The sequence below is a fragment of the Aeromonas sp. 75A genome, from assembly GCF_051919425.1.
In the GTDB taxonomy this organism is placed as follows: Bacteria; Pseudomonadota; Gammaproteobacteria; order Enterobacterales; family Aeromonadaceae; genus Aeromonas; species Aeromonas veronii.
Genome location: NZ_JBQBES010000002.1, coordinates 3,403,814 through 3,428,455, shown reverse-complemented (window position 1 = coordinate 3,428,455; position 24,642 = coordinate 3,403,814). Strand labels below are relative to the sequence as shown.

At 55.9% G+C, this 24,642-nt stretch carries 19 protein-coding genes and 1 pseudogene; 6 read left to right on the top strand and 14 right to left on the bottom strand.

Translation table 11 applies throughout. The features are described from left to right. The first annotated feature begins 22 nt into the window (after window positions 1–22). From mnmA to ACTG2T_RS16060, 5 genes are all read left to right on the top strand, one after another. Window positions 23–1,129, top strand: coding sequence for a tRNA 2-thiouridine(34) synthase MnmA (gene mnmA, locus ACTG2T_RS16080; RefSeq protein WP_005353619.1), 1,107 nt, complete (start codon window positions 23–25; stop codon window positions 1,127–1,129). Between the two features lie 23 nt (window positions 1,130–1,152). Then, entirely contained in the window at window positions 1,153–1,767 is a 615-nt protein-coding gene (gene hflD / locus ACTG2T_RS16075) for a high frequency lysogenization protein HflD (RefSeq protein ID WP_005334622.1), read from the top strand. Window positions 1,768–1,896: 129 nt separating this feature from the next. Next, on the top strand, window positions 1,897–3,267 hold the full coding sequence (purB, locus tag ACTG2T_RS16070) for an adenylosuccinate lyase (protein ID WP_330125071.1): 1,371 nt from the start codon (window positions 1,897–1,899) through the stop codon (window positions 3,265–3,267). Window positions 3,268–3,432: 165 nt separating this feature from the next. After that, window positions 3,433–4,563, top strand: a complete 1,131-nt coding sequence (locus tag ACTG2T_RS16065; RefSeq protein ID WP_330125070.1) for a ribosomal protein uL16 3-hydroxylase — start codon at window positions 3,433–3,435, stop codon at window positions 4,561–4,563. A gap of 184 nt (window positions 4,564–4,747) precedes the next feature. Continuing rightward, complete coding sequence (locus ACTG2T_RS16060; RefSeq protein WP_330125069.1) at window positions 4,748–5,161, top strand: hypothetical protein; 414 nt, start codon at window positions 4,748–4,750, stop codon at window positions 5,159–5,161. 96 nt (window positions 5,162–5,257) lie between these two features. Here the strand turns inward: ACTG2T_RS16060 and ACTG2T_RS16055 are convergent, their stop codons facing one another. From ACTG2T_RS16055 to ACTG2T_RS16020, 8 genes and pseudogenes are all read right to left on the bottom strand, one after another. Next, window positions 5,258–5,797, bottom strand: coding sequence for a GNAT family N-acetyltransferase (locus ACTG2T_RS16055; protein WP_194496021.1), 540 nt, complete (start codon window positions 5,795–5,797; stop codon window positions 5,258–5,260). Between the two features lie 6 nt (window positions 5,798–5,803). Beyond that, window positions 5,804–7,444 (bottom strand): GNAT family N-acetyltransferase, encoded by a 1,641-nt coding sequence (locus tag ACTG2T_RS16050; protein ID WP_330125068.1) that lies wholly within the window; start codon window positions 7,442–7,444, stop codon window positions 5,804–5,806. Further along, the gene (locus ACTG2T_RS16045) at window positions 7,444–8,058 is read right to left on the bottom strand and encodes a glutathione S-transferase family protein (protein WP_330125067.1); all 615 of its coding nucleotides are present in this window, start codon (window positions 8,056–8,058) and stop codon (window positions 7,444–7,446) included. Before ACTG2T_RS16045 ends, ACTG2T_RS16050 begins: the two co-directional genes overlap by 1 nt. 36 nt (window positions 8,059–8,094) lie before the next feature. Further along, window positions 8,095–8,733 carry a pyridoxamine 5'-phosphate oxidase gene (gene pdxH, locus ACTG2T_RS16040; RefSeq protein WP_069529067.1) on the bottom strand — a complete coding sequence of 213 codons (639 nt, stop codon included), beginning with the start codon at window positions 8,731–8,733 and terminating at the stop codon, window positions 8,095–8,097. Between the two features lie 177 nt (window positions 8,734–8,910). Then, a complete protein-coding gene (locus tag ACTG2T_RS16035) occupies window positions 8,911–11,097 on the bottom strand; it encodes a reprolysin-like metallopeptidase (protein WP_330125066.1) in 2,187 nt (728 codons plus the stop codon). Window positions 11,098–11,718: 621 nt separating this feature from the next. Next, on the bottom strand, window positions 11,719–13,680 hold the full coding sequence (locus ACTG2T_RS16030; RefSeq protein ID WP_330125064.1) for a reprolysin-like metallopeptidase: 1,962 nt from the start codon (window positions 13,678–13,680) through the stop codon (window positions 11,719–11,721). A 253-nt stretch (window positions 13,681–13,933) separates the two neighbouring features. Then, window positions 13,934–14,263 (bottom strand): hypothetical protein, encoded by a 330-nt coding sequence (locus tag ACTG2T_RS16025; RefSeq protein ID WP_120415664.1) that lies wholly within the window; start codon window positions 14,261–14,263, stop codon window positions 13,934–13,936. Further along, window positions 14,260–16,235: pseudogene (locus ACTG2T_RS16020) on the bottom strand (reprolysin-like metallopeptidase). Before ACTG2T_RS16020 ends, ACTG2T_RS16025 begins: the two are co-directional and overlap by 4 nt. Before the next feature lie 215 nt (window positions 16,236–16,450). Here ACTG2T_RS16020 and ACTG2T_RS16015 point away from each other — a divergent pair. Then, entirely contained in the window at window positions 16,451–17,662 is a 1,212-nt protein-coding gene (locus ACTG2T_RS16015) for an RsmB/NOP family class I SAM-dependent RNA methyltransferase (RefSeq protein ID WP_330125062.1), read from the top strand. A gap of 106 nt (window positions 17,663–17,768) precedes the next feature. Here the strand turns inward: ACTG2T_RS16015 and ACTG2T_RS16010 are convergent, their stop codons facing one another. The 6 genes from ACTG2T_RS16010 to tdcB all read right to left on the bottom strand — a co-directional run bounded on the left by ACTG2T_RS16010 (window position 17,769) and on the right by tdcB (window position 24,321). Next, the gene (locus tag ACTG2T_RS16010; RefSeq protein WP_330125061.1) at window positions 17,769–18,158 is read right to left on the bottom strand and encodes a RidA family protein; all 390 of its coding nucleotides are present in this window, start codon (window positions 18,156–18,158) and stop codon (window positions 17,769–17,771) included. 69 nt (window positions 18,159–18,227) lie between these two features. Next, the gene (pflB, locus tag ACTG2T_RS16005; RefSeq protein WP_330125060.1) at window positions 18,228–20,522 is read right to left on the bottom strand and encodes a formate C-acetyltransferase; all 2,295 of its coding nucleotides are present in this window, start codon (window positions 20,520–20,522) and stop codon (window positions 18,228–18,230) included. Between the two features lie 44 nt (window positions 20,523–20,566). Next, the gene (gene tdcD / locus ACTG2T_RS16000) at window positions 20,567–21,619 is read right to left on the bottom strand and encodes a propionate kinase (RefSeq protein ID WP_439973799.1); all 1,053 of its coding nucleotides are present in this window, start codon (window positions 21,617–21,619) and stop codon (window positions 20,567–20,569) included. Continuing rightward, the gene (locus tag ACTG2T_RS15995; protein ID WP_439973798.1) at window positions 21,610–21,774 is read right to left on the bottom strand and encodes a hypothetical protein; all 165 of its coding nucleotides are present in this window, start codon (window positions 21,772–21,774) and stop codon (window positions 21,610–21,612) included. Before ACTG2T_RS15995 ends, tdcD begins: the two co-directional genes overlap by 10 nt. A 199-nt stretch (window positions 21,775–21,973) precedes the next feature. Beyond that, on the bottom strand, window positions 21,974–23,305 hold the full coding sequence (tdcC, locus tag ACTG2T_RS15990; RefSeq protein WP_139437651.1) for a threonine/serine transporter TdcC: 1,332 nt from the start codon (window positions 23,303–23,305) through the stop codon (window positions 21,974–21,976). 11 nt (window positions 23,306–23,316) lie between these two features. Continuing rightward, window positions 23,317–24,321, bottom strand: coding sequence for a bifunctional threonine ammonia-lyase/L-serine ammonia-lyase TdcB (gene tdcB / locus ACTG2T_RS15985; protein WP_005334660.1), 1,005 nt, complete (start codon window positions 24,319–24,321; stop codon window positions 23,317–23,319). Between the last annotated feature and the right edge of the window lie 321 nt (window positions 24,322–24,642).

Here is a 24,642-nt window from a genome sequence, read left to right as displayed (position 1 = left end):
AACGAACTGGTAACTTCGACTAATGACAGACAACAGCCAAATCAAGGTGATCGTCGGCATGTCCGGCGGCGTGGATTCTTCCGTCTCGGCCTACCTGCTCCAGCAGCAGGGCTATCAGGTCGAAGGCTTGTTCATGAAGAACTGGGAAGAAGACGACACGGACGAGTACTGCTCTGCCGCCCAGGATTTGGCTGATGCCAAGGCCGTCTGCGACAAGCTGGGGATGAAACTCCACACCATCAACTTCGCGGCCGAGTACTGGGACAATGTGTTCGAGCACTTCCTCGAAGAGTACAAGGCTGGCCGCACGCCGAACCCCGATATCCTGTGCAACAAGGAGATCAAGTTCAAGGCGTTCCTCGAATTTGCCGCCGAAGAGCTGGGTGCCACCTACATCGCCACCGGCCACTATGTGCGCCGTGACGATAGCACCGGCCGCCCGCGCCTGCTGCGCGGTCTCGATACCAACAAGGATCAGAGCTACTTCCTCTATACCCTGAGCGAGAAGCAGGTAGGTCAGAGCCTGTTCCCGGTTGGCGATCTGGAGAAGCCCGAGGTGCGCCGCATCGCCGAGCAGCTGGATCTCATCACCGCCAAGAAGAAAGACTCCACCGGTATCTGCTTTATCGGTGAGCGCAAGTTCAAGGACTTCCTGGCCAAGTTCCTGCCCGCTCAGCCCGGTAAGATCGAGACCGTGGATGGCAAGGTGATCGGCGAGCATCAGGGTCTGATGTATCACACCCTGGGCCAGCGCAAGGGGCTCGGTATCGGTGGTCGCAAAGATGCCACCGAAGAGGCCTGGTACGTGGTCGACAAAGAGGTCGAGCGCAACGTGCTGGTGGTGGCGCAGGGCGAACATCCCCGCCTTTACTCCGATGGTTTGATTGCCAGCCAATTGCACTGGGTGGATCGCACTCCGATCCGCGAGCCGCGTCGCTGCACCGTCAAGACCCGCTACCGTCAGCAGGATATCCCCTGCCTGATCCAGCCCATCGACGATGAGACCATCCGGGTCATCTTCGACGAGAAACAGGCTGCGGTGACCCCGGGCCAGTCCGCCGTCTTCTACGACGGGGAAGTGTGTCTGGGCGGTGGCATCATCGAACAACGTTTCAGCCATCCGGTTTGAATCTTTAACAGAAGGCAGCAGACGTGAGCGATAAATTCCAAGACAGAACCATGGCCTTTGCCGGCATCTGCCAGGCCGCGTATCTGGTGCAGAAGGTGGCCCGAGACGGCAGCTGTGACGAGGCCGCCCTGCGCGAGAGCCTCTCCAGCATTCTGGTGACCAACCCGAGCCAGCCACTCGAGGTGTTCAACAACACCCATCTGGCCATTCGCGACGGCTACCGTGCGCTGGTCGAGCAGCTGGGTGCCGACGGCAGCCAGAAGAATGCCGAGCTGACCCGCTACGTGGTAAGCCTGATTGCGCTGGAGCGCAAGCTGGCCAAGCGCAAGGACATTCTCAATATGCTGGGTGAGCGGATCAGCCAGATTGGCCGCCAGCAACAGCACTTCGATCTGCTCGACGAGCAGATTTTGGCCAACATGGCGAGCATCTACAGCGATCTTATCAGCCCCATCGGGCCGCGCATCCAGGTGGCGGGTACCCCGTTGTTCCTGCAGCAACCGCTGGTGCAGCACAAGGTGCGCGCCCTGCTGCTGGCGGGCATTCGTGCCTGCGTGCTGTGGCGTCAGCTCGGTGGCAGCCGCACCCAGATCATCTTCGCTCGCAAGAAGATGGTGGAGCTGGCCAAACGTTACTAATCATCGGCTCGCGCGCGGGCAAGCGAGGTCGACATCAGGGTGAACAGCCGCACATCAGCCTTGATGACAACTCAGCCCCACGCGCGAGTGGATACGGATCCCCCACACAAATCATCAGGAGTTCACCCCATGGAGCTGTCCGCGCTGACTGCTGTTTCCCCGATTGACGGTCGTTATGGCGACAAGGCCGATGCCCTGCGCCCTATCTTCTCCGAATTCGGCCTGCTGCGTTTTCGCGTTGAAGTCGAGGTTCGCTGGTTGCAGAAACTGGCCAGCCACGCCGGGATCCCGGAAGTCCCAGCCCTGAGCGCGGCCGCCAACGCCCTGCTCGACGGCATCGTCAGCAACTTCAACGAGAGCGACGCCGCCCGCATCAAACAGATCGAGCGCACCACCAACCATGATGTGAAAGCGGTGGAGTACTTCCTCAAAGAGAAAGTCGAAGTGAACCCGGAGCTGGCGGCTGTCAGCGAGTTCATCCACTTCGCCTGCACCTCGGAAGACATCAACAACAACTCCCACGGTCTGATGCTGAAAACCGCCCGCGAAGAGGTCATCAAGCCTTATTGCGAGAAGCTGATCGGCGAGCTCAAGCGTCTGGCCCACGAGTACCGCGATATGCCGCTGCTCTCCCGCACCCACGGCCAGCCGGCGACCCCGAGCACCATGGGCAAGGAGATGGCCAACGTCGCCTACCGTCTGGAGCGCCAGTACAAGCAGATTATGGCGGTGGAGATCCTCGGCAAGATCAACGGCGCAGTCGGCAACTACAACGCCCACATCAGCGCCTATCCGGAAGTGGACTGGCACCAGTTCTCCGAGGAGTTCGTGACCTCCCTGGGTCTGACCTGGAACCCCTACACCACCCAGATCGAGCCGCACGACTATATCGCCGAGCTGTTCGATGCCATGGCCCGCTTCAACACCATCCTGATCGACTTCGACCGCGATGTGTGGGGTTACATCTCCCTGGGCCACTTCAAGCAGCGCACCATCGCTGGCGAAATCGGCTCCTCCACCATGCCGCACAAGGTCAACCCCATCGACTTCGAGAACTCCGAAGGCAATCTGGGTCTGGCCAACGCTGTGTTCCAGCATCTGGCGAGCAAGCTGCCCATCTCCCGCTGGCAGCGGGATCTGACCGACTCGACCGTGCTGCGCAATCTGGGCGTTGCCATCGGCTATTCCCTTATCGCCTATCAGTCCACCCTCAAGGGTATCTCCAAGCTGGAAGCCAACGACGCCGCCATGGCCGCCGATCTGGATGCCAACTGGGAAGTGCTGGCCGAGCCGATCCAGACCGTGATGCGCCGCTACGGTATCGAGAAGCCCTACGAGAAGCTCAAGGAGCTGACCCGTGGTCGCCGCGTCGATGCCGAAGGGATGCGCACCTTTATCGACACCCTGGAGTTGCCGGAAGCGGTCAAGGTCGAGCTGAAGAAGCTGACCCCGGCCAACTACATCGGTGACGCCCAGCGTCTGGTTGATCTGCTGAAATAAGCGGATAAATGAGACCTCCGGGGCCCTGTGCATGATCTGCAACAGGGCCCCGGTTATTTTATGTGGCACCCTATACACGCTTTGCAAGAGGGCTTGCCCGAGGCCGGCAGCCGCCTCTGGCAAGACCTCTCCTGACCTTTGTCGAACCCTTTGACGAGAAGATCTATGTACGAACTCAATCTGGATATCGCTCACTTCCTCGAGCACTACTGGCAGAAGCGCCCGCTCCTTATCAAGGGCGGCTTCAAGGACTTTCAGGATCCCATCAGCCCGGACGAGCTGGCGGGTCTGGCCATGGAAGAGGTGGTAGAGTCCCGTCTGGTCACCCGTTTCGACGGCAAGTGGGATGCTGCCCACGGTCCCTTCGAATCCTATGACCATCTGGGCGAAGAGAACTGGACCATTCTGGTACAGGCTTGCAACCACTGGGCCCCCGAGGTGAACGAGCTGGCGGTGCCGTTCCAGTTCATTCCGGGCTGGCGCTTTGACGATGTGATGGTGAGCTTCTCCACCCCTCACGCGGGTGTCGGCCCCCACATCGACAACTACGACGTGTTCATCACCCAGGGTATCGGCAAGCGTCACTGGCGGGTTGGCGATGCCAAGCCGCTCAACGAGTTTGCCGCCCATGCTGCCCTGCTGCACTGCGAGCCGTTCGAGGCGATCATCGACATCATCATGGAGCCGGGCGACATCCTCTACATTCCGCCCGGATTCCCCCACGAAGGCTACGCCATCGAGCCCTCCATGAACTTCTCGGTGGGCTTCCGCGCGCCGGATGCCAAGGCGCTTATCTCCTCCTTTGCCGATCACCTGATCGACAACGAGGTGCGTACCGAGCGTTACGGCGATGCCGACCTCAAGCCCCGTGCCCGTCACGGCGAGATCCAGCCCCACGAGCTGCACCGTCTGCGCGAGCTGATGCAACAGGCCCTCGATGACGAGACCCTGTTCAAGGAGTGGTTCGGCACCATGATCTCCGAAGCCAAGCACGATCTGGATGTCAATCCGGTCGAGCCGGACTACAGCGCCGAGGAAGTGGCCGACCTGCTGACCCAGGGCGAGCCCGCCATCAAGGTGCCGGGTCTGCGCACCGTCTGGTTCAGCGGCGAGAGCCAGCAGTGCTATATCGACGGCGAAGCCTGGACCCTGCCAAGCGAAGATGCGGCCGCCATTTCGCTGTTGTGCGACAAGGACATGGTCACCCAGGCCGACATGGTGGAGCTTGCCGATCAGGCCGGCTTCCTGCAACTGCTGACCCGTCTGGTCAACCGTGGTTACTGGTTCTTCAACTGAGCCGGCGGTAAGCGAAGGATAAAAAGGCGCCTTATGGCGCCTTTTTTTGTCACTCAGAGGCGGTTCAATTAACAATCGATGCGCGAAGCTGAACCTACTCTTGATGAACCGACAAGTGGTGATTTATTGAGCTAACATGGATGGGTATCATGCGTCCGTCCCTGTTCAAAAGAGAAGCGCCACCATGCAAATCACCTCCCGGCCCATGCCGCTGCCCGATTACGGCAAATACCCCTCCTCTCCCGCTGTCACGCCCGAGCAGGTCAGTCAGGCCCGTAACGAAGCACTGACCAAGAAGGATGAATTGCAGGCACAGAGCGAAGAGAAAGCAACGGCTCGCAGAACCATGGCGGTCTCTTATACGGCTAACCAGCAAGATAAAGCCGTGGTGGAGCGCTACCTGGAGGCCAGCGGTCAGCAGAGCGACAGCAAGTCGGGCCCGAGCACGGCTGATATGTATCAGGCTGCGAATCGCTACCAGCGCCAGCAGAATCTGAGCGACTACATGCAATTCCAGCAGAGCCCGCTCGCCCAGCAGATGGGGGACATGTTGGGTGAAGATAAACGCAAGGGCACCCAGCTCGATATCATTGCCTGAGCCTATTTGCTCGAATAAGCCCGGCAGGGACCAATACAAGATGAAAAAGCCCTCGATGAGGGCTTTTTCGTTGTGGCTTGTCGCTGCGACGTCTCGCTATAAATGGGACACTTCTGCCTGCGCGTCCGGCAGCTCGTCGGGGAGTTCATCAAACAGGGGGTGATAAAGCACCTCACCCTGCACACCCGCAAAACCGCGCTCCTGTAGCTCCATTGCCATAAAACAGTCGGCAGGCACCTCATAGATGCAGTGCAGGCCAAACTCGCTGGCCGGGCGGAAACCGAAACGGCTGTAATAGGCCGGATCCCCGAGTACTACCACCCCTTTCCAGTCCATCTCAAGCGCCGTATCAAGCCCTTCACGGATGAGATCAGAACCAATCCCCTGACCTTGCCAGTCGGGATGAACCGCGACCGGCGCCAGACCAAGCCAGGGACCTTCCATGCCGTTAATGGTGATCGGGCTTAGCATCAGGTGCCCCATGAACTCGTACTCTTCCTCTTCGACCATGGTCACTACGGCAGCACCACATTCGCGCAGGCGGTTGACCAGTTCGGCCTCATCGGCACGACCGAAGGCAGCACTCAGCAGCTCATAAACCGGCAGCATGTCACCGGGGCGCTCGGTTCTCAACATCAGGTATTACTCCTCGTACAGCAGAGCGGGCATTATTCCACACAACGGCTGGTCATTCTGAGTACCTTTGTCCAAAAATGGGAGGGTGCACTCAGGAAAACGAGCGGCAAACTGCTGCTGCAAGGCTGTTAGCGTAGCCGGGGTGGCCCTGTTCATCGCCTCGCGGTAGGCCAGCCAGAGGGCGGGAGCCTCCCGCGCCAACCGCTCAAAGGTCAGTTCGGGCGTTTGATGCCAACAGCCATCCAGCTCATCGACCAGCTCCGGCAGCTCCACCAGCAGCCGTAACTGCTGATAGCGTATCTGCGACGAGTCACCGTTGCCGCCCAGCGCCTGCGCCATCAATTGGTTGAACCAGTGGCGCCGTGATGCGCGCTCCTCGCGGCTGAGCAGATCGGGCCCCTGACGCTGCAGCGCGGCCAGTTGCAGCAACCATGCCAGCCCCTGTTCATCCCTGTCTTTCAGCAAGACGCCGCCAAGATGGGACAACTGCTCCGGTTCGGCCTGCTCCAGCAGATCGACGGGATAACAGTGCAGCGCCAGCAACCGCTCAAGATGCGGCGGGCAACGCAGAAAACAGGGCTTCTCCCCCGCGCCCCTCTCATCCACAAAGAGCGAGATGGCAAGCTTGCCGTTGGTACTCTGCCGATTGGTCGTTGCGGGATCATACAGGATCACCACGGCGATCCGCTCATCAGCAAGCCAGCTGGAAATTTCCTCGGGCAAGGGATTGGGTAAGGAGGGTGCGCGATCCAGTCGCCAGTAGCTCACCTCGCACGGCTGGCGACCACTGATATGGCGCCGCCCGCGATAGTGCATCCCCACTTTTGCCATCACCCGGCCGGAGGCTAAATTGTCTGGCATATGGCGAGCCGTCAGCGCAGGCAGTTGCAGTTGGTCAAAGGCGAACCCCTTGACCAAGCCAGCGGCCCGAGTCGCCAGACCGCGATTTTGCCAGGGCACGCCCACCCACCAGGCGAGCTCGCCATTCCAGTGCAGGGAGATCACCCCAAGCAACGCCGCACCTTGCTCCTCTGGCAAGGTGATGGCCCAGCTCCAGCCAAGGCCAAGCGCCGCCTTGCGCCAGCTGAGCGCCAGCCAGTCGCGGGCCCCCTCCGGCGGATAGGGGTGAGGAATATTGAGGGTGTAGCGCGCCAGCGCCTCGTCGCTGCAGTAGCGCACTATCTCGCGCTCATCGTCGGCCTGCAGTTGTCGCAACACGACACCTGATAGCGAATGCCCCTCAGCCAGGGTCGGCACCGTCACGCGGCGCGCCAGCAGGCGATTGAGCACGGCGCCCAAATCGGCCTCGGGGGTGAGCGGCAGATCGGCCCCCACAGGGCCAAGGGTGAGCAGTCCCTGCTCCCTGGCGAGGGTCAATAGGGAGGTAGAGGCACTGATCAGGATCTGGCGGCTGGGATCAACATGAAAATCCGCCAGCAGATCCCCATCGAGCCAAGCAGCCAGCAGGGCCCCCGGGCAGAGCACCCCGTCAGGAGGACTGCTCGCCCAGGGAGCATCGGTTTGATCGAGGACGGCGGCCGCCTCTTTGCCCAGTAGCAGCTGCCAGCGATGACCCTGCTGCTGCCAGTGCGGCAACAGCGCAGCCCACTGCGGTTGCCACAGACTGGCCTCGATCAGCAGTTCCATCAGCTGGCCTGACAGGCCGCGGGCAGCGTCAGGTGACGGGGATGGGCTTCAACACGGGCGATCCAGCTACGGATAGCGGGCCACCCCTGCAGAGAGAAGATCCCCTCCTCTGCCACATGGGTGTAGGCATAAAGGGCGATATCGGCGATGGTAGGCGCATCACCACACAGGTAGGGGCTCTGTTTCAGCTGCTGCTCCATTACCGCCAACGCTTTCTCGCCACCGGCTTTCAGCCCGTCGAGACGCGCCTCCTGGGACTCGGGGCGGCCGAGATAGTGAACAATAAAGCGGGCCACCGCGATATAGGGCTCATGGCTGTATTGCTCAAAGAACATCCATTTGAGCACCTCGGCCTGCTGGCGCGGATCGGTTGGCCACAAGGCACTGCCTTGCCCCAGATAGAAGAGGATGGCGTTGGATTCCGCCAGTGTATCGCCCTGGCCAATCTCCAGCACCGGGATCTTGCCGTTGGGGTTCATGGCCAAAAATGCGGGGGTACGGGTATCCCCCGCCTGAATATCGACCTCTACCCACTCAAGGGGCAGCTCCAGCCAGCGGGCCAGCAGCCACACCTTGTAGCAGTTGCCGGAACGCAGATCACCATACAGACGCATACACACTCCTTGTGAAAACAGATTTGAACAGCGCGATCAGGGGGCCAGACGCTCGATATGCCAGCCATCCCCGTCGCGGGTGTAGTAGAAGCGGTCGTGCAGCCGGTGCTCGCCCCCCTGCCAGAACTCCACCGTCTCGATCACCACTCTGAATCCGCCCCAGAAGCTCGGCAGCGGCACTTCGCCATTGGCAAACTTCTGCTTGAGCTCGAGGAACTTGGCCTCCAGCACGCCGCGGGCCGAGATGCGGGTCGACTGTTTGGAGACCCAGGCAGCGATCTGGCTATCCTTGGGACGGCTGTGGAAATACTTCATCACCTCGAAGGTGCTCATCTTCTCCACCCGACCGGTCACATGCACCTGACGGTCGAGCGTATGCCAGGGAAAGAGCAGGCTGATACGGGGGTTGCCTTCCAGCTGCTGCGCCTTGCGGCTACCCATGTTGGTGTAAAAGACCATCCCCTGGGCGTCGTAGTGCTTGAGCAGCACAGTGCGCTGCCAGGGCTGACCATCGGCATCCACCGTCGCCACCACCATGGCGGTGGGATCGGTCAGTTTGGCCTCACAGGCCTGCGCCAACCACTTTTCGAACAGCACCAGCGGCTCGGCCGGCAGATCGGCCCGATGCAACCCGCCACGGGAGTATTCACGGCGCAGATCAGCAACATCCATCATCTTGATTTTCCTTCAAATAAATAATGGTTCCACGACCATCAAGAGAATGATTGCAGGCATTGTGCGCTCGATAAAGCGACCTTGTAAACCATACAAAAAAAGCGAAGAGGCTAACGCCTCTTCGCTTGGTTCATCAATTTACCAAAGATGGGTAATCGCACCCTTGGGTTATCTGGTTTAGTAGCTCATGATCTCACGACGACGCAGCAGCGCAGCGATACCAAGGCCCAGCAGCGCGAACAGACCGGTCGAACCACCGCCACCGCCGCCATTGCTTTCAGGCTGGGGAGCCGGTGTATCGCTGCTCTTGGTCGCCAGTTTTGGCGTAATGGCATAGAAGATATTGTCGCTACAGGCCAGCTTGAGGCGAACAGCGCTGCCAGCATTGGCCGGAATGGTCACCTCATGGGCGCCATTGTTGTTCACGCCATTGACCAGCGGCTGCCAACTCTTGCCTTCATCGTTGCTATAACTGATATCGACCCGCTGGCAGTTGATGCGGCCACCATCGGTTCCAGCTACTTGCCAATTCACTGTGGTCGGGCTACCAACCAGAATACGCTGGTCAGGGGCTGGCAATATCTTGAAGGTTTGTGAACCTGTATCGACCACCTCGACCGAGGTCTCATCATAGGCACCACCACCTTTGCCATCACGGGCGACCAGACGGAAGTTAAGGGTGCGCGGTACATTGACCCATGGTTCGCCCTTCTCTTCATCTTTTATTAGCTCAGGCTGTTGCAACATAAATCGTTCATATCCCCTTAGCTGAGTCGCTAAAGAAGGAAAGTGACGTTCAGGAGACGTTGTAGGCGCCACAAAACGATATAAGGGGCCATCGTTCAATTTCCCATAGTATATATCAGATGCACTCTCTGTCGCTCGACCAAGATCAACCTGTTCCCAGGTAAAGGTCATTCCATCTTCATCAGAACCAATCCCTGTGAGTGAAAATGCAGTTCTAACAGGAATAACTTTTGATTGCGATGCTGGCGAGATATTCACATCAATATCTTGCTTGGTCATAGGCTCAACAGCGCCACAATTATCTGGACGACTGGCTAGCACAGCAAGCATCTGCTCAATGGACTTGCTATGAAAATAACCAGTCGTTTTAGATTGCAGATTTTGTGACCCCATGCCAACTCTGCCCGGATAACCCATGATGGTCGCACCGCTACCAACCTCCCAAGCGGAATTAGCTACACGTCCGAGGATGTCGACATTAAAGATATGCTCTGCACCGAGCTGATGACCCACTTCATGCGCAAAGGTATCGACAAACACCGCATCAATCTCTGCGATTCCCGCTCCCGAGTTGCCATTACCGGCTCCACTCATTGCATTAGAACGCAAATTTCGACCAGGGGAGTTTTCCCCGCTATAACCTCGATTTGGAGCTGCGCATAGCGTTCCCATTGCCAGACCAGAATAATTGGTAGTCGTAAGCACGTGACCAATATCAAAATCGCCTAGTTTTTTAGTGAGATCTGTCTCTCTGTGAGCCATCAGCTGGACGAGCTCATTTCGATAAGCATCGTTTCTATCCATGATTGGCGTGGTGAGAGTGGCATCTGCATTGTCCCCATTAAAAAACAGGTCTGTAGATGCATCTTCAAAAATGACATTGTCATTGCCATCAGCCAAGATAAATTTTATACCGAGATCACGCTCATATATCTCATTGACTCGAGCCAGCAATGTTACAATAGATGACAAAGCGCCTACTTTACCATAAAATGAGGTGGTATACTCTCCAGTGGTAGATATCGCAATCCGATATGTTTTTATTCCAGGAAAGTTATAATTTTGTGCTGCTTGCTGAGTTGCACTATCTAACAATGAGCGCTTTTTTTCACTTTCATGCTCACTTGTATTATTCTGCATCAGCTCTTCATGATGCCCATTTTTTCGCGGTTTTACATTTTTCTTGTAATAAACAGAATAAAGACCACTACGTTGAACATCAATAAACACCTGCTCCCCTTGGTGCATAAACATGCCATTAAAACCACGTGGGGAAATATCAAAACTGCCAGTGTTATTTTCATTACCCACCTCATGGCCTTTAAAGGTCATGATATCCGGATACTTGGCGGCCAATGCAGGTGGCAACACCGACGAGGGCTGCACTTCAAATTGCACCATTCCACCATTGGGTAATGGCAAGGTAATCAGCGTATCGCCAGCACGTAGGTTTTGAATAAACTCTTCATCGACCTGAAAGCTGGTATAGGTACTAGTTGTGACTGTATCAGCCGCCTGCCTATTGTGTGCTTCAACCATATGCCATGGGGATGCCAGCGCGATATTGGCTGACATTGCGATGACAACTGAGATTGCATTTATTGTGAACTTCATCATTATTAATCACCTGACTGAACAGCCGGCGAGAATAACGTGACGCAAATCACGATTCAACTTTTTCAATAAAAATTAAATGAATTTTATTTCATTTAAAATCATGCAGTTAGTGAGTTATAGTTTATAAATAGCTCATTTTGTTAGCATTTTCAGCAGTTCTTTTTAATAGAGTTAAAACTCCAAAAAAGTATATGGGGGCTCATATGTGAGTCATCGAATCATTCCCCTGAGGCTATCACTATGTTTGGAATATTAGAGTTATAACTCCAATCATACCGATTTACACGCCGTTGTTGAACAGCCACTACGGCCTTGAAATCGCCTCCGGCATGCACCTTTCCAGCATCTGTCGGTTATATCGGGTGGCATAGTCAATCCGCTGCTCAAACTCCGACTCCTTACCCATCTCAATCACATCACCGAACCCTGTCAGATAACGGACTCCGCACCGGGTTCTCGCTTCTGCTTGCAATGACTCCACAACCCCCGGGGCCATACCGCCTCGTCCGCCACGCACAATGAGCCGATAATCCTGAGCAGCAAGACTTTCATCTATTGCCTCGGTCAGTGATGCGACCACAACAGGCGCTGCGCAGATATATAGAAACAGCAAACTGACGGCTAACCGTAATACCTGCGCCATCCGGCTGCCCCTCCCATCAGGAGGATCACGATAAGATTCACTGCACCACCACCGCCGCCACCCGCATTGTTGTCGGTAATGACAGTTGCACTTTCCGTAGTGGCAGACGCATTACCTCTTATCCCATTGATAGAGAAAAAAATATTATTGCTGCATGCCAGCTTCAGCCTGGCCGTGCTGGTCAACGGTGCAGGCAACACCACACTGGCCGAACCGTTATTGGCAAGCCCGCTTGCCAGCGTAGTCCAAGTAGAACCACTATTCTGTGTCAGTGCCAAATCCACGCCGGGACAATTGATAGGAGGCTGATCGGTCCCGGCAACATTCCATGTCACTAGCTGAGTGCTACCCGCCACCATGGCGCCGATCTGCGGAGCTGTGATGGCAAATGCCGCGCCGGTATTGATCACCTGCACCACCATCTCATCACTGCTGACCGCCCCCTGACCATCGCGCACCGTAAGGCGAAACTGAAGGTTACGATTGGTCGCTGGCCACGCCTCCCCTTTGGCCAGCACACCCGTGATCAGCGAGCTCATGGCAGGCAAGGTTCGGCGGGGATCCGAAGTTGGCGAGACAAAGCGAAACAGCGGGCGAGTTCCATCATCCACCATGGTTGCCACGCTGTAGGATGCATTGCCAAGATCAACCTGCTCCCAGGTGTAACTGAGGGGATGACCATCCAGATCCAGCGCACTGCCGACAAGAGTGAAAGGCGTATTGGCGGGGATCACCCTATCGCCCCCCGCATCCACAACCGGCGCGTTATTGGCAAGCACCAGGTCGGTGCCGCAGGAGGGCAGAGAGGCCATCAGAGCCCGCATCTGCTCGATCGACTTGCTGTGAAAAAAAGGTGTGCTGTTAACCTGCAGATTCTCCTCACCACAGATCCCGGCATAGGCCATGATGGTCGAGCCACTGCCCGGTTCCCAGGCTGAGCTAGCCTTGCGACCCGTGGCACAACTGTCGGCCATGCCATTGAAGGAGTGCTCGGCCCCCAGCTGGTGCCCCAATTCGTGAGCCACATAATCAATAAAGAACGCATCACCGATAGGCTGTGAGCCTCCGGTCATGCCCCGTGAACGGCTGAAAGGGTTGCATAAAGATCTCAGGGTCGCCACTCCGCCGCCTGATGTCGCCAGCAGATGGCCCAGATCAAAAGAAGGCTTGAGCAACACCCCCTGTTGGGTCTGGTTGATGGCGATATCCTGGGTCGAGTTGGTGAAAGGATCCGTCGCAGGATCGGTGAAAATCACATTATCCGTATCAGCTGCAAGCTGAAACTCGGCCCCCACATCACGGCGATAGACTTCATTGACCCGATTAAGCAGTGTTGCAATGGCCGAGAGTGCTGCAACCTTGGTACCACCGTGATACTGGGTATATTCCCCGGTTGCCGAGATGGCGATGGTGTAGCGCTTGCGCAAATTGCCATCGACCAGCACAGCTCGCTCACGCTCGATACCATGAGGATCAATCACCTGATCCACATCCTGTCGCCGCCAGGCATCTTGCTGTTCATAAACGGCATAAGAGAAACCGTCCTGAAGCGGATCGACATAAAAGGTACGCCCCTGATGGGTAAACATACCGTGAAAACCATGTATGGTGACATCAAATCGGCCTGTATCCGCCGCCCGATCGATAGCCTTCCCACTGTAAGTATTGATAGAAGGGTAGCGCTGGACCAAAGGCTCCGGGAGCAAGATATTGGGATGAACATCAAACTGCACCGTAGTGCCATCCGGCAATGGCAAGGTCAATACACTGGCGAGATGCCCGGGTTCAAAAGGCTTGTCAGGAACCACCACTCTGACCTTTTCAGCTCGCACATCATAGCTCCCTCCCCTTGCCAAGTTTTCATCCATGAAGGTCCACTGTGGTTCTGCTGCAACCTGAACAGACAAACTGGTGATAATCACCGCAATGCCATGCTTCATAGAGCCTCCTTGCCCTACCTTGGTGACAACAAGTATGGTGCAGCGTCAATTGACGATCTGCGTGACAGACAGAAAAGAAAATTCGCACAAAACTTCTGTCACGCTGAAAAATCGTGCTGCACCCGCGCTCCCCATCTCAGGCAATACAGACTGGCCCCATTCAACAACGGAAAAAAGTGAAGGCGCCATTGGCGCCTTCACGGATAGATAGGGGGATGAATATCCCCTCCATTTGGATTGGTTCGTTGGTGTATTACTGCTTGCCAGCACCCGATGCTATTGGGCAATGAATCACCATACGCTGGTTATACTCGCTGGCGTAAGCGCTCAACTTGGCATGTATCTCTTGCTGACCGGGCCTTATCACATCGCCCAATCCATCCAGATAACGCTTGCCACAGCGCGCCTTGGCCTCTGCCTGCTGCTCGGCTGCAATACCGGGGGCGAATTCTCCCCGCCCGGCTATCACTATCAGGCGGTAATCCTGTCTGGCGAGGTTTGCGCTCAGCTCCTGTTCCAGCGTACTGGCATCGGCCTGACAACCGCCGAGCATGACAAGCAGCAACAGAGGGACTCCCTTCATGTACGCCTCCGTTGCCAGCCGAGCAGTGCCAGAGCCAGCGTCCACAATCCGAGCGCCCCGCCACCACCGCCGCCACCTGAAGTCGAGCCACCTTGCACCAGAGGCAATTTGAGGGGACTGATGGCAAAGAAGATATTATCGCTGCATGCCACTTTCAGCCTGACGCTGCTGGTGAGATCGGCAGGCAACGTTACCGTTGCTGCGCCGTTATTGGGTTGTCCGGCGGCGAGCATTGTCCAGCTTACGCCCTCATCCTGGGTCACCGAGATGTCCACCTTGCTGCAACTGATCGGCGCCACAGTTGTGCCCGCCACATCCCATGCCACTGCCTGACTGGCCCCCGGAGTGAGAGTCACCCCGTAAAACGGGTTGGTGATGCGAAATGCCGCACCGGTATTGATCACTTGCACTTTCATGTCATCACTGGCAACGCCACCCTGACCATCACGCACCGTCAGTCTGAAATTGAGATCCCGGTTGATAGTCGACCAGGCCTCTCCTTTGGCAAGCGTGCCGGAGAGCAGGGATGGCAAACTCGGCAGGATCCGCTCCGGCGATGCCGTGGGAGAGACAAAACGAAACAGCGGCCGGGAGCCATCGTCAATCATGGTGGCAGCACTGCTCGATTCAGTACCCAGATCGATCTGCTCCCAGTTGTAGAGCAGAGAATCATTATCCAGATCTCCACCAGCCCCTTTTAACATAAAGGCCGTATTGGCAGGGATCACATAGTCCCCCCCTGCAGCTGCCTGCGGGGCATGATTACTCAACGCGAGTGTGGTTCCACAAGTCGATACGGTCGCCATGTGCGCACGCATCTGCTCGATGGACTTGCTATGAAAATAGGGGTCGCTGTGAGCCTGGATATTCTCATCACCACAAATACCGGCATAGGCCATGATGGAGCTGCCACTACCAGGCTCATAGGCTTGACTCGCAACCCGGGTACCAGCACCGCAACTCCCGGTAGTGCCGTTGAAGGTATGATCGGCACCAAACTGGTGGCCAATTTCATGAGCCACATAGTCAACGAAGAAGGCGTCTCCCACCGGTGTGGGTGAACCCGACATCCCGCCAGACTTCTGATTGGTGCAGAGCACTGCCAAACCGGCCAGACCACCGCTACCGGTATTGAGTACATGGCCGATATCAAAATTACCGAGCTGCATATTGGTAAAGTAATAAGCCTGTACCCCGATATTGGTCTGCGCATCCGAATTATCATTGGCAAACAAGTCGCTGGCCGGATCGGTAAAGATCAGGTTGTCATTGCCACTGGCCAGCACGAATTCGGCGCCCACATCCCGTTGATAGACCTGATTGACGCGGTTGAGCAAGGTCGCAATCGCCGCCATGGTAAGCGCTTTGGAGCCACCGTGGTATTGTGTAAATTCTCCTGTCGCCGAAATGGCAATGACGTAGCGCTTGCGAACATTGCCATCCACTTGCACCTTGCGCACCAGTTTGCTGAGCTTGGGCCCTATCACCTCATCTGCAGCCTCTTCCAATCGACTATGGGCATCCTGCTGGTAATAGACGGCGTAGCCTTCGGCATTGCTGAGCGGATCGACAAACACCATCCTGCCCTGATGGCTGAACATGGCGTGGAAACCTTGCGGCCCCAGATCGAAGCGCCCCGTCTCTATCGGATGCGCCGGGTTGTGACCCTTGAAGGTGCGGATCTGCGGATACTTGGCGGCAAGATCTGCAGGCAGCAAGTCGTAGGCTTCCAGAGCAAAGGTGACCTCCCCCCATCGGGCAGCGGTAGGGTCAGCTCACTCGCCCCGGCTTGCAGCCCGGCAAAATAGTCGAGCGGCACCTTGGCCACCCGAAACTGATTGGCCCGCACCTCATAACCTTGCTCCGCAGTCGCTCTGGCGGCTACCGTGCTCCACTCGCTGGCCATCAGGCTGGTTGACCCCAACAAACTGGCCACCACCAGGGCCAACGAACACTTACTGGTCACATGCATCTTTGTCATCCTTGTAGTCATGCACTTTTTTGAACCATTACCGGCATCATTATCCCGCCGAATCAAAAAGCCCGGCGCCACTGTTTCAGCCACTCACCCATGGGGAGTGTTGCGCCAACCCCATCTAACCCCTATCATTGCGCGGATTTGTCAATTTTAGAACTGTCCCTCTTCACAAAGGTGCGGTTCATCTTTATCTGGCCAAGGTTAATCTCATGCTCAAATCCCCACTGTTGCCCCGTTTCGGGGATCTGGTCGTTGCCATTATTGACGATGTGCTCGGTCAGGGTCTTACCCTCGACCGCGCTTATGCCCGTCACTTCTCCGGCATCGAACTCAAACCGCAAGAACAGGCAAGGATTGCCCTGGTCACCGGCGACCTGCTGCGCCGTCTCAGCCTCTATTGTTTCCTCACCGGTATTCAGGTGCGTCAGGCCGAAAAGAATGTCTGGCCGCTGCTGCACAGCTGGCATGCCTTCCACAAAATTGCCCAGCCCAACCACCCGACCCTGGATCGCTTCAATGAAGAAGCATTCCGCCGACGTCTGACCGAGGCGAAGAAGAACCCGGTATTGATGGATGGTTGCCCGAGCTGGCTGGAGAAACTGGGTAGCGAGCAGCTGGGTGAAGCCTGGCCTGCCGAGCGTGCCGCTCTGGCCTGGATGCCCAAGCGCTACCTGCGGGTCAACACCCTCAAGTGCACCCTTGATGAGCTGCAAGCCATTCTAGCCAAAGAGCAGGTCACCACCATTCCGGTTGATGGTGTGGAGACTGCCCTGCAGGTCACCTCGGACGCCGCCCTGTTCCGTACCAAGGCCTTTGCCGATGGTTGCTTCGAGCAGCAGGACGCAGGCTCCCAGCTGGTTGCTGCGGCTCTGGAGGTCACCCCGGGCATGCGCGTCATCGACGCCTGCGCCGGTGCCGGTGGCAAGACCCTGCACATCGCCGCCATGATGCAGGGCAAAGGCCGTCTGCTGGCGATGGATGTGGAAGAGTGGAAGCTGGAGAATCTCAAGCAGCGCGCCCGTCGCGCCGGTGCCCACAACGTGGAAACCCGGATCATCACCAGCAGCAAGACCGTCAAGCGCCTCAAAGAGAGCGCCGACCGCGTACTGCTGGACGTGCCCTGCTCCGGTCTGGGCGTACTCAAGCGCAATCCGGATGCCAAGTGGCGTGATACCGCCGAGCGTCTGCCGGTGCTGGTCGCGCTGCAAGAAGAGATCCTGCAGCGTTACAGCCAGATGGTGAAAGTGGGTGGTCTGCTGGTTTATGCAACCTGCTCCATCCTGCCCGAGGAGAACCGCCTGCAGGTGGACAAGTTCCTCGCCGCCAACGAAAACTTCCGTCTGCGTGACGATCACACCGTGAGCCCGTCCGAGACCGGCTTCGACGGTTTCTACATGGCTCGTATCGAACGGATCGCCTGATCCAGAATGACCTGCTCCTTGCGCCATTATCGCGCACGGCGGGTTCGATGAAAAAAGAGCGGCAGCCCTCGGGCTGCCGCTCTTTTTATTGATAAGGATCGCCGCGTCAGGACTCCAGCGCAGCAATCGCCTCTATCTCGATCTTCACATCCTTCGGCAAGCGGGCCACTTCTACGCAGGATCGCGCCGGATACATGGCATCGTGCTCGGTGAAGAAGTCGTTGTAGACCTGATTCACCGTAGCAAAGTCGTTCAGATCCGAGACAAACACCGTAGTCTTAAAGATGTTGCGCACCTCGCCGCCTGCCGCCTCGACAATCGCCTGTACGTTTTGCAGGGAGCGCAGGGTCTGCGCTTCGATCCCCTCCGCAACGTCGCCGCTCACCGGGTCCAGCGGGATCTGACCGGAGGTGTATAGGATGTTGCCAATCCGGGTGGCCTGCACATAGGGGCCGATGGTGCCCGGCGCCGCCTTGGTAGTGATAACCTGTCGCATCTGTTACTTCCTCGTGCTGACAAACAAAAAGTAGGCCCGGAGCAAACCTGCTCACCCCGGGCATGAGAGTTACATCATGTTGGTGAAGGTTCTGGAGATGACGTCCTGCTGCTGCTCGCGGGTCAGGGCATTGAAGCGCACCGCATAGCCGGAGACCCGGATGGTCAGGCTGGGATACTTGTCCGGATTCTCGATGGCATCCAGCAGCATCTCGCGATTCATCACGTTGACGTTGAGGTGCTGACCCCCTTCTACATCCCGCTCATGATGGAAGTAGCCATCCATCAACCCCACCAGATTGTTCTCGCGATTGGTCGGCTCCTTGCCGAGCGCCCCCGGCACGATGGAGAAGGTGTAGGAGATCCCGTCCTTGGCGTATTTGAACGGCAGCTTGGCTACCGAGGCGAGCGAAGCGACCGCCCCCTTGCGATCCCGACCGTGCATCGGGTTGGCTCCCGGTGCAAACGGGGCACCGGCACGGCGGCCATCCGGGGTGTTGCCAGTCTTCTGGCCATAGACCACGTTGGAGGTGATGGTCAGGATCGACTGGGTCGGCACCGCATTGCGGTAGGTCGGCAGCGCCTGGATCTTCTTCATAAAGCGCTCGACCAGATCGCAGGCGATGGAGTCGGCCCGCTCGTCATTGTTGCCGTACTGGGGATACTCCCCCTCAATCACAAAATCGACCGCCAGCCCGTCAGCATCGCGCACCGGCTTGACCCGAGCGTACTTGATGGCCGCCAGCGAATCGACCGCCACCGACAGACCGGCAATACCGCAGGCCATGGTGCGATAGACGTCGCGATCGTGCAGCGCCATCAGGGAAGCCTCGTAGCTGTACTTGTCGTGCATGTAGTGAATAAGGTTGAGCGCGCTGATGTACTGCACCGCCAGCCAATCCATAAAGCTGTCGAGGCTGGCCATGACAGTGTCGTAATCCAGCACCTCGTCCATGATGGGCGCCACTTTCGGGCCAACCTGGATCTTCAGCTTCTCGTCCACCCCGCCATTGATGCAATAGAGCAGGGTCTTGGCCAGGTTGGCGCGGGCACCGAAGAACTGCATCTGCTTGCCGATCACCATGGGGCTCACGCAGCAGGCAATGGCGTAGTCATCGCTCTCGAAGTCAGTGCGCATCAGGTCATCGTTTTCATACTGCAGGGATGAGGTATCGATGGAGACGCGGGCCGCATAGGTCTTGAAGGCCCGCGGCAATCCTTCCGCCCAAAGGATGGTGAGGTTGGGCTCGGGCGCCGGCCCCATGGTCTTGAGGGTGTGGAGGTAGCGGAAGGAGTTCTTGGTCACCAGAGTACGGCCATCCAGCCCCATGCCACCGATCACCTCGGTCGCCCAGATGGGATCGCCGGAGAAGAGGGAGTCAAACTCGGGGGTACGCAGGAAGCGCACCATGCGGATCTTCATGATGAAGTGATCGACCAGCTCCTGGGCATCCTGCTCGCTAATGAGCCCTGCCTTCAGATCCCGCTCGATATAGATGTCGAGGAAGGTGGCGGTACGACCGAGGGACATGGCCCCGCCATTTTGCGACTTCACCGCCGCCAGATAGGCAAAGTAGAGCCACTGCACTGCCTGCTGCGCCGTGCGTGCTGGCCCTGAGATATCGAAGCCGTAGTTGGCCGCCATCTGCTTGATCTGCACCAGTGCCCGCTTGTGCTCGGCCAGCTCCTCGCGCTGACGGATCACCTGCTCCAGCTGCTCTCCCCGCTCGAGAGCCGGTTGCAGATCAGCAAACTGCAGCTCCCGCTCACGGATTAGATAATCTATGCCATAGAGCGCGACCCGACGATAATCTCCGATAATGCGACCACGGCCGTAACCATCCGGCAAACCGGTCAAAATTCCCGATTTTCTGCAGCGCAACATCTCGGGAGAGTAGACGTCGAACACCCCCTGATTATGGGTTTTGCGCAATTCGCTGAAGGTATATTCAAATTCGGGATCCATCTCCCGGCCATATGCTTCAAAAGAGCTGCGGATCATATTTACGCCGCCAAACGGGTGCAGCGCTCTTTTAAGGGGCTTGTCGGTTTGCAGGCCAACGATTTTTTCCAGCCCCTGCTCGATATAACCCGGCCCGTGGGCGGTAATTGTGGTGGCAATATTGGTATCAAAATCGACCGGTGCGTGGGTGGCATTCTCGATACGAATCCCCTTCATCACCTTGTTCCATAAAGTGGTGGTCGCTTCGGTGGCATCTGCTAAAAACTGTTCGTCACCTTCATAGGGGGTGTAGTTCTGCTGGATAAAATCACGGACGTTGATCTCGTGCTTCCAGTTTTCACCGGCAAACCCTTGCCATGCCTGACGGAATTTATCCTGCTCCAATTGCATATCAACTTTCATCAAATAAACCTCATTCACTACTCATGACACTACAGTGGAAGATGTCAGACGCACTCGGCCTGACGAACCTGCTGCCCCAGACGAATGGCATCCAGCGCGATCATTTTCTCTTCATTGGTGGGAATAACCGCCGCCAGCACCATGGACTCTGCCGCCGAAATAATCCGACAACCCTCGCTATTGGGACGCTGGTTAAACGGCTCGCTGATCGCTACGCCAAATACCTGAAGTCGTTCGCATACCAGCTTTCTGATAAAGGCCGAGTTTTCGCCAATACCGCCGGTGAAAATAACGGCATCCAGTCGGCGCAATGAGGTGGCATGACCACCGATATGGCGGGCAATACGATGGGCAAAGGCGTGAATGGCCAATTTCGCCCCAGGATGTCCTTCGTGATAGGCAGCTTCCAATACCCGCATATCTGAGGAGAGCCCCGAAATACCTAGCAGGCCGGACTGCTTGTTCAATACCCGCTCGATATCCTCGATAGATTGTCCTGTCTTGCTGGCGATATAGGCCAGCGCGCCAAAATCGATATCGCCGCTGCGGCTGCCCATGATCAACCCCTCCAGCGGCGTCATCCCCATCGAGGTATCGACGCTCTTGCCATCCTGTACCGCACAAATAGAGGCGCCATTGCCCAGATGGGCGATGACCAGACCGGCATGCTGCTCATCCAGCCCCATAAATACGCAGGCCTGCTCTGCCACATAGCGATGGGAGGTGCCATGGAAGCCATAGCGGCGCACGCCGTAATCCTGCAAATATTGGTAAGGCAGCCCATAGATATAGGCTTCCGGCTTCAGGGTCTGGTGAAAACCGGTATCAAATACCGCAATTTGGGGTTGTGTGGGAAATAGCTGACGAGCCGCCATCACACCGCATAAATTGGCGTGATTGTGCAGGGGAGCCAAGGGTGACACCTGCTTTATTTTGGCCAATACATGTTCATCAATAATCACGGCTTCGCTAAATTCACTACCACCATGCGCAATCCGATGACCAATCAGCACAATCGAATCCAGCAGATCGCGCTTTTTCAATTCAGCCGCGATGGCAGCCAATGCACAGGTGTGGTTATTTTCAGCTAATGACATACGGGCTCTTTACCCACTTGCAATTGTGGATGGGCCGTCTCAATACCATCCGCCATACCGGATATCACCACCTCACAGGATTGACTCTCCAGTACCGAGAATTTGACCGATGAGGAGCCGCAATTGATAACCAGAACCAACGAATCAAACTTCATTACATCGCCTCGAGATTAATAGTGTCGAGTCACTGCAGTCAGGGCATTTCGCCATAAACAGAAAGTCAAAAAATGGCAAGCCTTACCCGGGGCCCACATAATTGTGGCCAACGAAGAACCGGTTATTGCTCATGTCTGACTGCACCATCCAGACCCCACCAGGGGGGCCTGAATGGTTGATGACTTGCAGAAAAGGTTTTCAGAACAGCTTGGAAACTATATTCAGGATGGTCAGCACACCGATGATGGTGACAAACAGGTTGCTGGCCTGACCTTTATATTTTGCCAGTGCTGGTGTCTTGCTCACCGCATACATCGGCAGCAGACAGAGCAGGGAAGCGATGATTGGCGCCCCCATTGCCTCAATCAGGTCGAGGATGTTGGGGTTCACATAAGCGACTAGCCAGGTGGATCCCATGATGAACAACATACTGACCATGTTGAGTTTTTTACTGGAAACCTTGCTCTTGTCGCCCTGGTAGCCAAAGCGGAGGATAAGGCCATTCAACCCTTCCAACGTCCCCAGATAGTGACCGAAGAAGGATTTGAAGATAGCAACCAGCGCGATAATGGACGCCGCATACTCCAGGGTGGTGGCAAACGCAGACTTGCTGCCAGCCAGCGAGGAGAAGTGGTTGGCCAGATAGGAGAGCACCGGAATGTTCTGGGCTTTGGCTTCCGCCATATTTTGCGGTGACAGGGTAAAGAGGCAGCTGAAGGCAAAGAACATCACCACGGCCACCATCAGCATGCTGGCACCGGAGATAATCTTCGAGCAGCGCTTCTCGGTAAAATCACGACCGAACTCCTGCTCATACTCTTCCCGTTTGGAGACGATGAAAGAGGAGACAATCGGCGAGAAGTTGAAGGAGAAGACCATGATGGAGATCCCCAGCCAGACGGTGACCAGAATACCATCGTGGCCAAACATCGATATCTCGCTCAGATTGACCTGATCAAAGACGGCACTGTTCCAGTACGGGACGAGGGAGAGAGAGATAACGATCAGACTGGCAATAAAGGGAAAGACCAGATAGCTCATTACGCGAACCATCAGATCCTTACCGAAATAGATCACGAAGGCCATCAACAGCAGCAGCCCAAGGGCGACAACACCCCGATTGAGCGGCGCCATTTGCAGTTGATGTTCCCAGAATGCCATGAAGGTATTGGTGATTGTCACACCATATATCCACAGCAGTGGGCAGATGGCAAAGAAATAGAGGAAGGTAATTACCACGCCACCCATTTTGCCAAAATGTTCTTCAACGGTTTCGGTGATATTGGCTGAAGGATTGCTGCCGGAAAGACATAATCTGGCCAACGCCCTGTGGCAATAAAATGCAATGGGGTAAGCCAGCACCAGCATGATTAATATTGGGATCAGGCCACCATATCCGGCCCGGATTGGAAAGAACAAGACCCCCGCCCCGATAGCAGTACCGAACAGACCTAATCCCCATGTGGTATCCGATTTACGCCATGCACGCGTATTCTCTTTACTGCCGGTGACAACACTGTCTAATATCATGACTGCATTCCTTACAGGCTAAATTGACGAATATTGTTCTGTTCGATAATTTCGGCAATCCGGGTCAGATCAATATTGCCACCCGAAATAATGCTGACGGTCTTTTTACCTTCGACATAATGTTTCAGCTTGCCACTGAGCAGCGCTGCCGAGGCCAGAGCTCCCGCCCCTTCGGTAATCACCTTGTTGCGCTGAATAAGGTCAACCATGCTGTGACGAATATCATCTTCGGTGACCAGTACAATATCATCCACCAATTGTTTGACGATTTCGAAGGTCAGTGAACCGGGTCTTGCCACATCACAGCCATCGGCCAGCGTGCTGCTGGTTCTGTGATTGGTCATGGTACCGGCATAGAAAGAGGCCGCCATACCGTGCACATTCTCGGATTGCACACCAATCACCTTGATGGTCGGATTAATAGATTTGATAGCCATGGCAACACCGGCAATCAAACCACCACCACCGATCGGCACTATAATGTTATCGACATCATACAAATCTTCGATAATTTCCAGGCCGATGGTGCCCTGGCCGGCAATCACTTTTGCATCATCGAAAGGGGGGATAAATACGCGGCCTTCCATCTCCACGATTTCGCTGACTTTGGCAATGGTGTCATTGAAGCTATTTCCATGGAGAATCACTTTGGCTGAATAGTCACTGGTTGCAGCAATTTTTGATTTGGGGGCACAGCAAGGCATGACCACCTTGGCATCAATTCCCAGCATAGCACTGGAGAGTGATACACCTTGGGCATGATTACCCGCCGAGCAGGCGACAACACCTTTTTGTCGGTCTTCCAGACTTAATGAACTGAGCTTGTTGAAGGCGCCACGAATTTTAAAAGAGCCTGTACGTTGCATATTTTCAAGCTTGAGGTAAACCTCGCCATGGCAACGTTCGCTGATGTAGTTAGAGGGTAGTTGCGCGGTCTTGTATATATGATTGGTCAGTCTTTTTTTGGCTTCAGTAATATCATGAAGACCAATGGGTAGATTGCTATACATCTTCATCGCAAATCTCTTTTTATTTATTAATTTGTAGGGTTTTATTTCACAGGGCGAAGCGATACTAGGTTCTATCACTTGCAATTAATGTGAGCATAAACACAAAAAAATCTACAAAGAGACTGCGTTACGGTGAAATTATCAAAAAATGTGATGGCAGCAACACTTGAATCCAAATGGATTAAAAAAAGTAATCAGATATTGGCAATTAATATAATTAACAACTCAAAAACAAAGCCGTAAAGATTAGATTTTTCAGGGCAATTACGTTGCTTTTTGCAACCGACAATCAGTTGCTTGCCTGCCAGAACCGGGACAATAAAAAAG

Bases quoted from the DNA above. Each gene is read 5' to 3' on its own strand.
- mnmA (WP_005353619.1), top strand. From the start codon at position 23: ATGACAGACAACAGCCAAATCAAGGTGATCGTCGGCATGTCCGGCGGC.
- purB (WP_330125071.1), top strand. From the start codon at position 1,897: ATGGAGCTGTCCGCGCTGACTGCTGTTTCCCCGATTGACGGTCGTTAT.
- ACTG2T_RS16065 (WP_330125070.1), top strand. From the start codon at position 3,433: ATGTACGAACTCAATCTGGATATCGCTCACTTCCTCGAGCACTACTGG.
- ACTG2T_RS16060 (WP_330125069.1), top strand. From the start codon at position 4,748: ATGCAAATCACCTCCCGGCCCATGCCGCTGCCCGATTACGGCAAATAC.
- ACTG2T_RS16055 (WP_194496021.1), bottom strand. From the start codon at position 5,797: ATGTTGAGAACCGAGCGCCCCGGTGACATGCTGCCGGTTTATGAGCTG.
- ACTG2T_RS16050 (WP_330125068.1), bottom strand. From the start codon at position 7,444: ATGGAACTGCTGATCGAGGCCAGTCTGTGGCAACCGCAGTGGGCTGCG.
- ACTG2T_RS16045 (WP_330125067.1), bottom strand. From the start codon at position 8,058: ATGCGTCTGTATGGTGATCTGCGTTCCGGCAACTGCTACAAGGTGTGG.
- pdxH (WP_069529067.1), bottom strand. From the start codon at position 8,733: ATGATGGATGTTGCTGATCTGCGCCGTGAATACTCCCGTGGCGGGTTG.
- ACTG2T_RS16035 (WP_330125066.1), bottom strand. From the start codon at position 11,097: ATGATGAAGTTCACAATAAATGCAATCTCAGTTGTCATCGCAATGTCA.
- ACTG2T_RS16030 (WP_330125064.1), bottom strand. From the start codon at position 13,680: ATGAAGCATGGCATTGCGGTGATTATCACCAGTTTGTCTGTTCAGGTT.
- ACTG2T_RS16025 (WP_120415664.1), bottom strand. From the start codon at position 14,263: ATGAAGGGAGTCCCTCTGTTGCTGCTTGTCATGCTCGGCGGTTGTCAG.
- ACTG2T_RS16015 (WP_330125062.1), top strand. From the start codon at position 16,451: ATGCTCAAATCCCCACTGTTGCCCCGTTTCGGGGATCTGGTCGTTGCC.
- ACTG2T_RS16010 (WP_330125061.1), bottom strand. From the start codon at position 18,158: ATGCGACAGGTTATCACTACCAAGGCGGCGCCGGGCACCATCGGCCCC.
- pflB (WP_330125060.1), bottom strand. From the start codon at position 20,522: ATGAAAGTTGATATGCAATTGGAGCAGGATAAATTCCGTCAGGCATGG.
- tdcD (WP_439973799.1), bottom strand. From the start codon at position 21,619: ATGTCATTAGCTGAAAATAACCACACCTGTGCATTGGCTGCCATCGCG.
- ACTG2T_RS15995 (WP_439973798.1), bottom strand. From the start codon at position 21,774: ATGAAGTTTGATTCGTTGGTTCTGGTTATCAATTGCGGCTCCTCATCG.
- tdcC (WP_139437651.1), bottom strand. From the start codon at position 23,305: ATGATATTAGACAGTGTTGTCACCGGCAGTAAAGAGAATACGCGTGCA.
- tdcB (WP_005334660.1), bottom strand. From the start codon at position 24,321: ATGAAGATGTATAGCAATCTACCCATTGGTCTTCATGATATTACTGAA.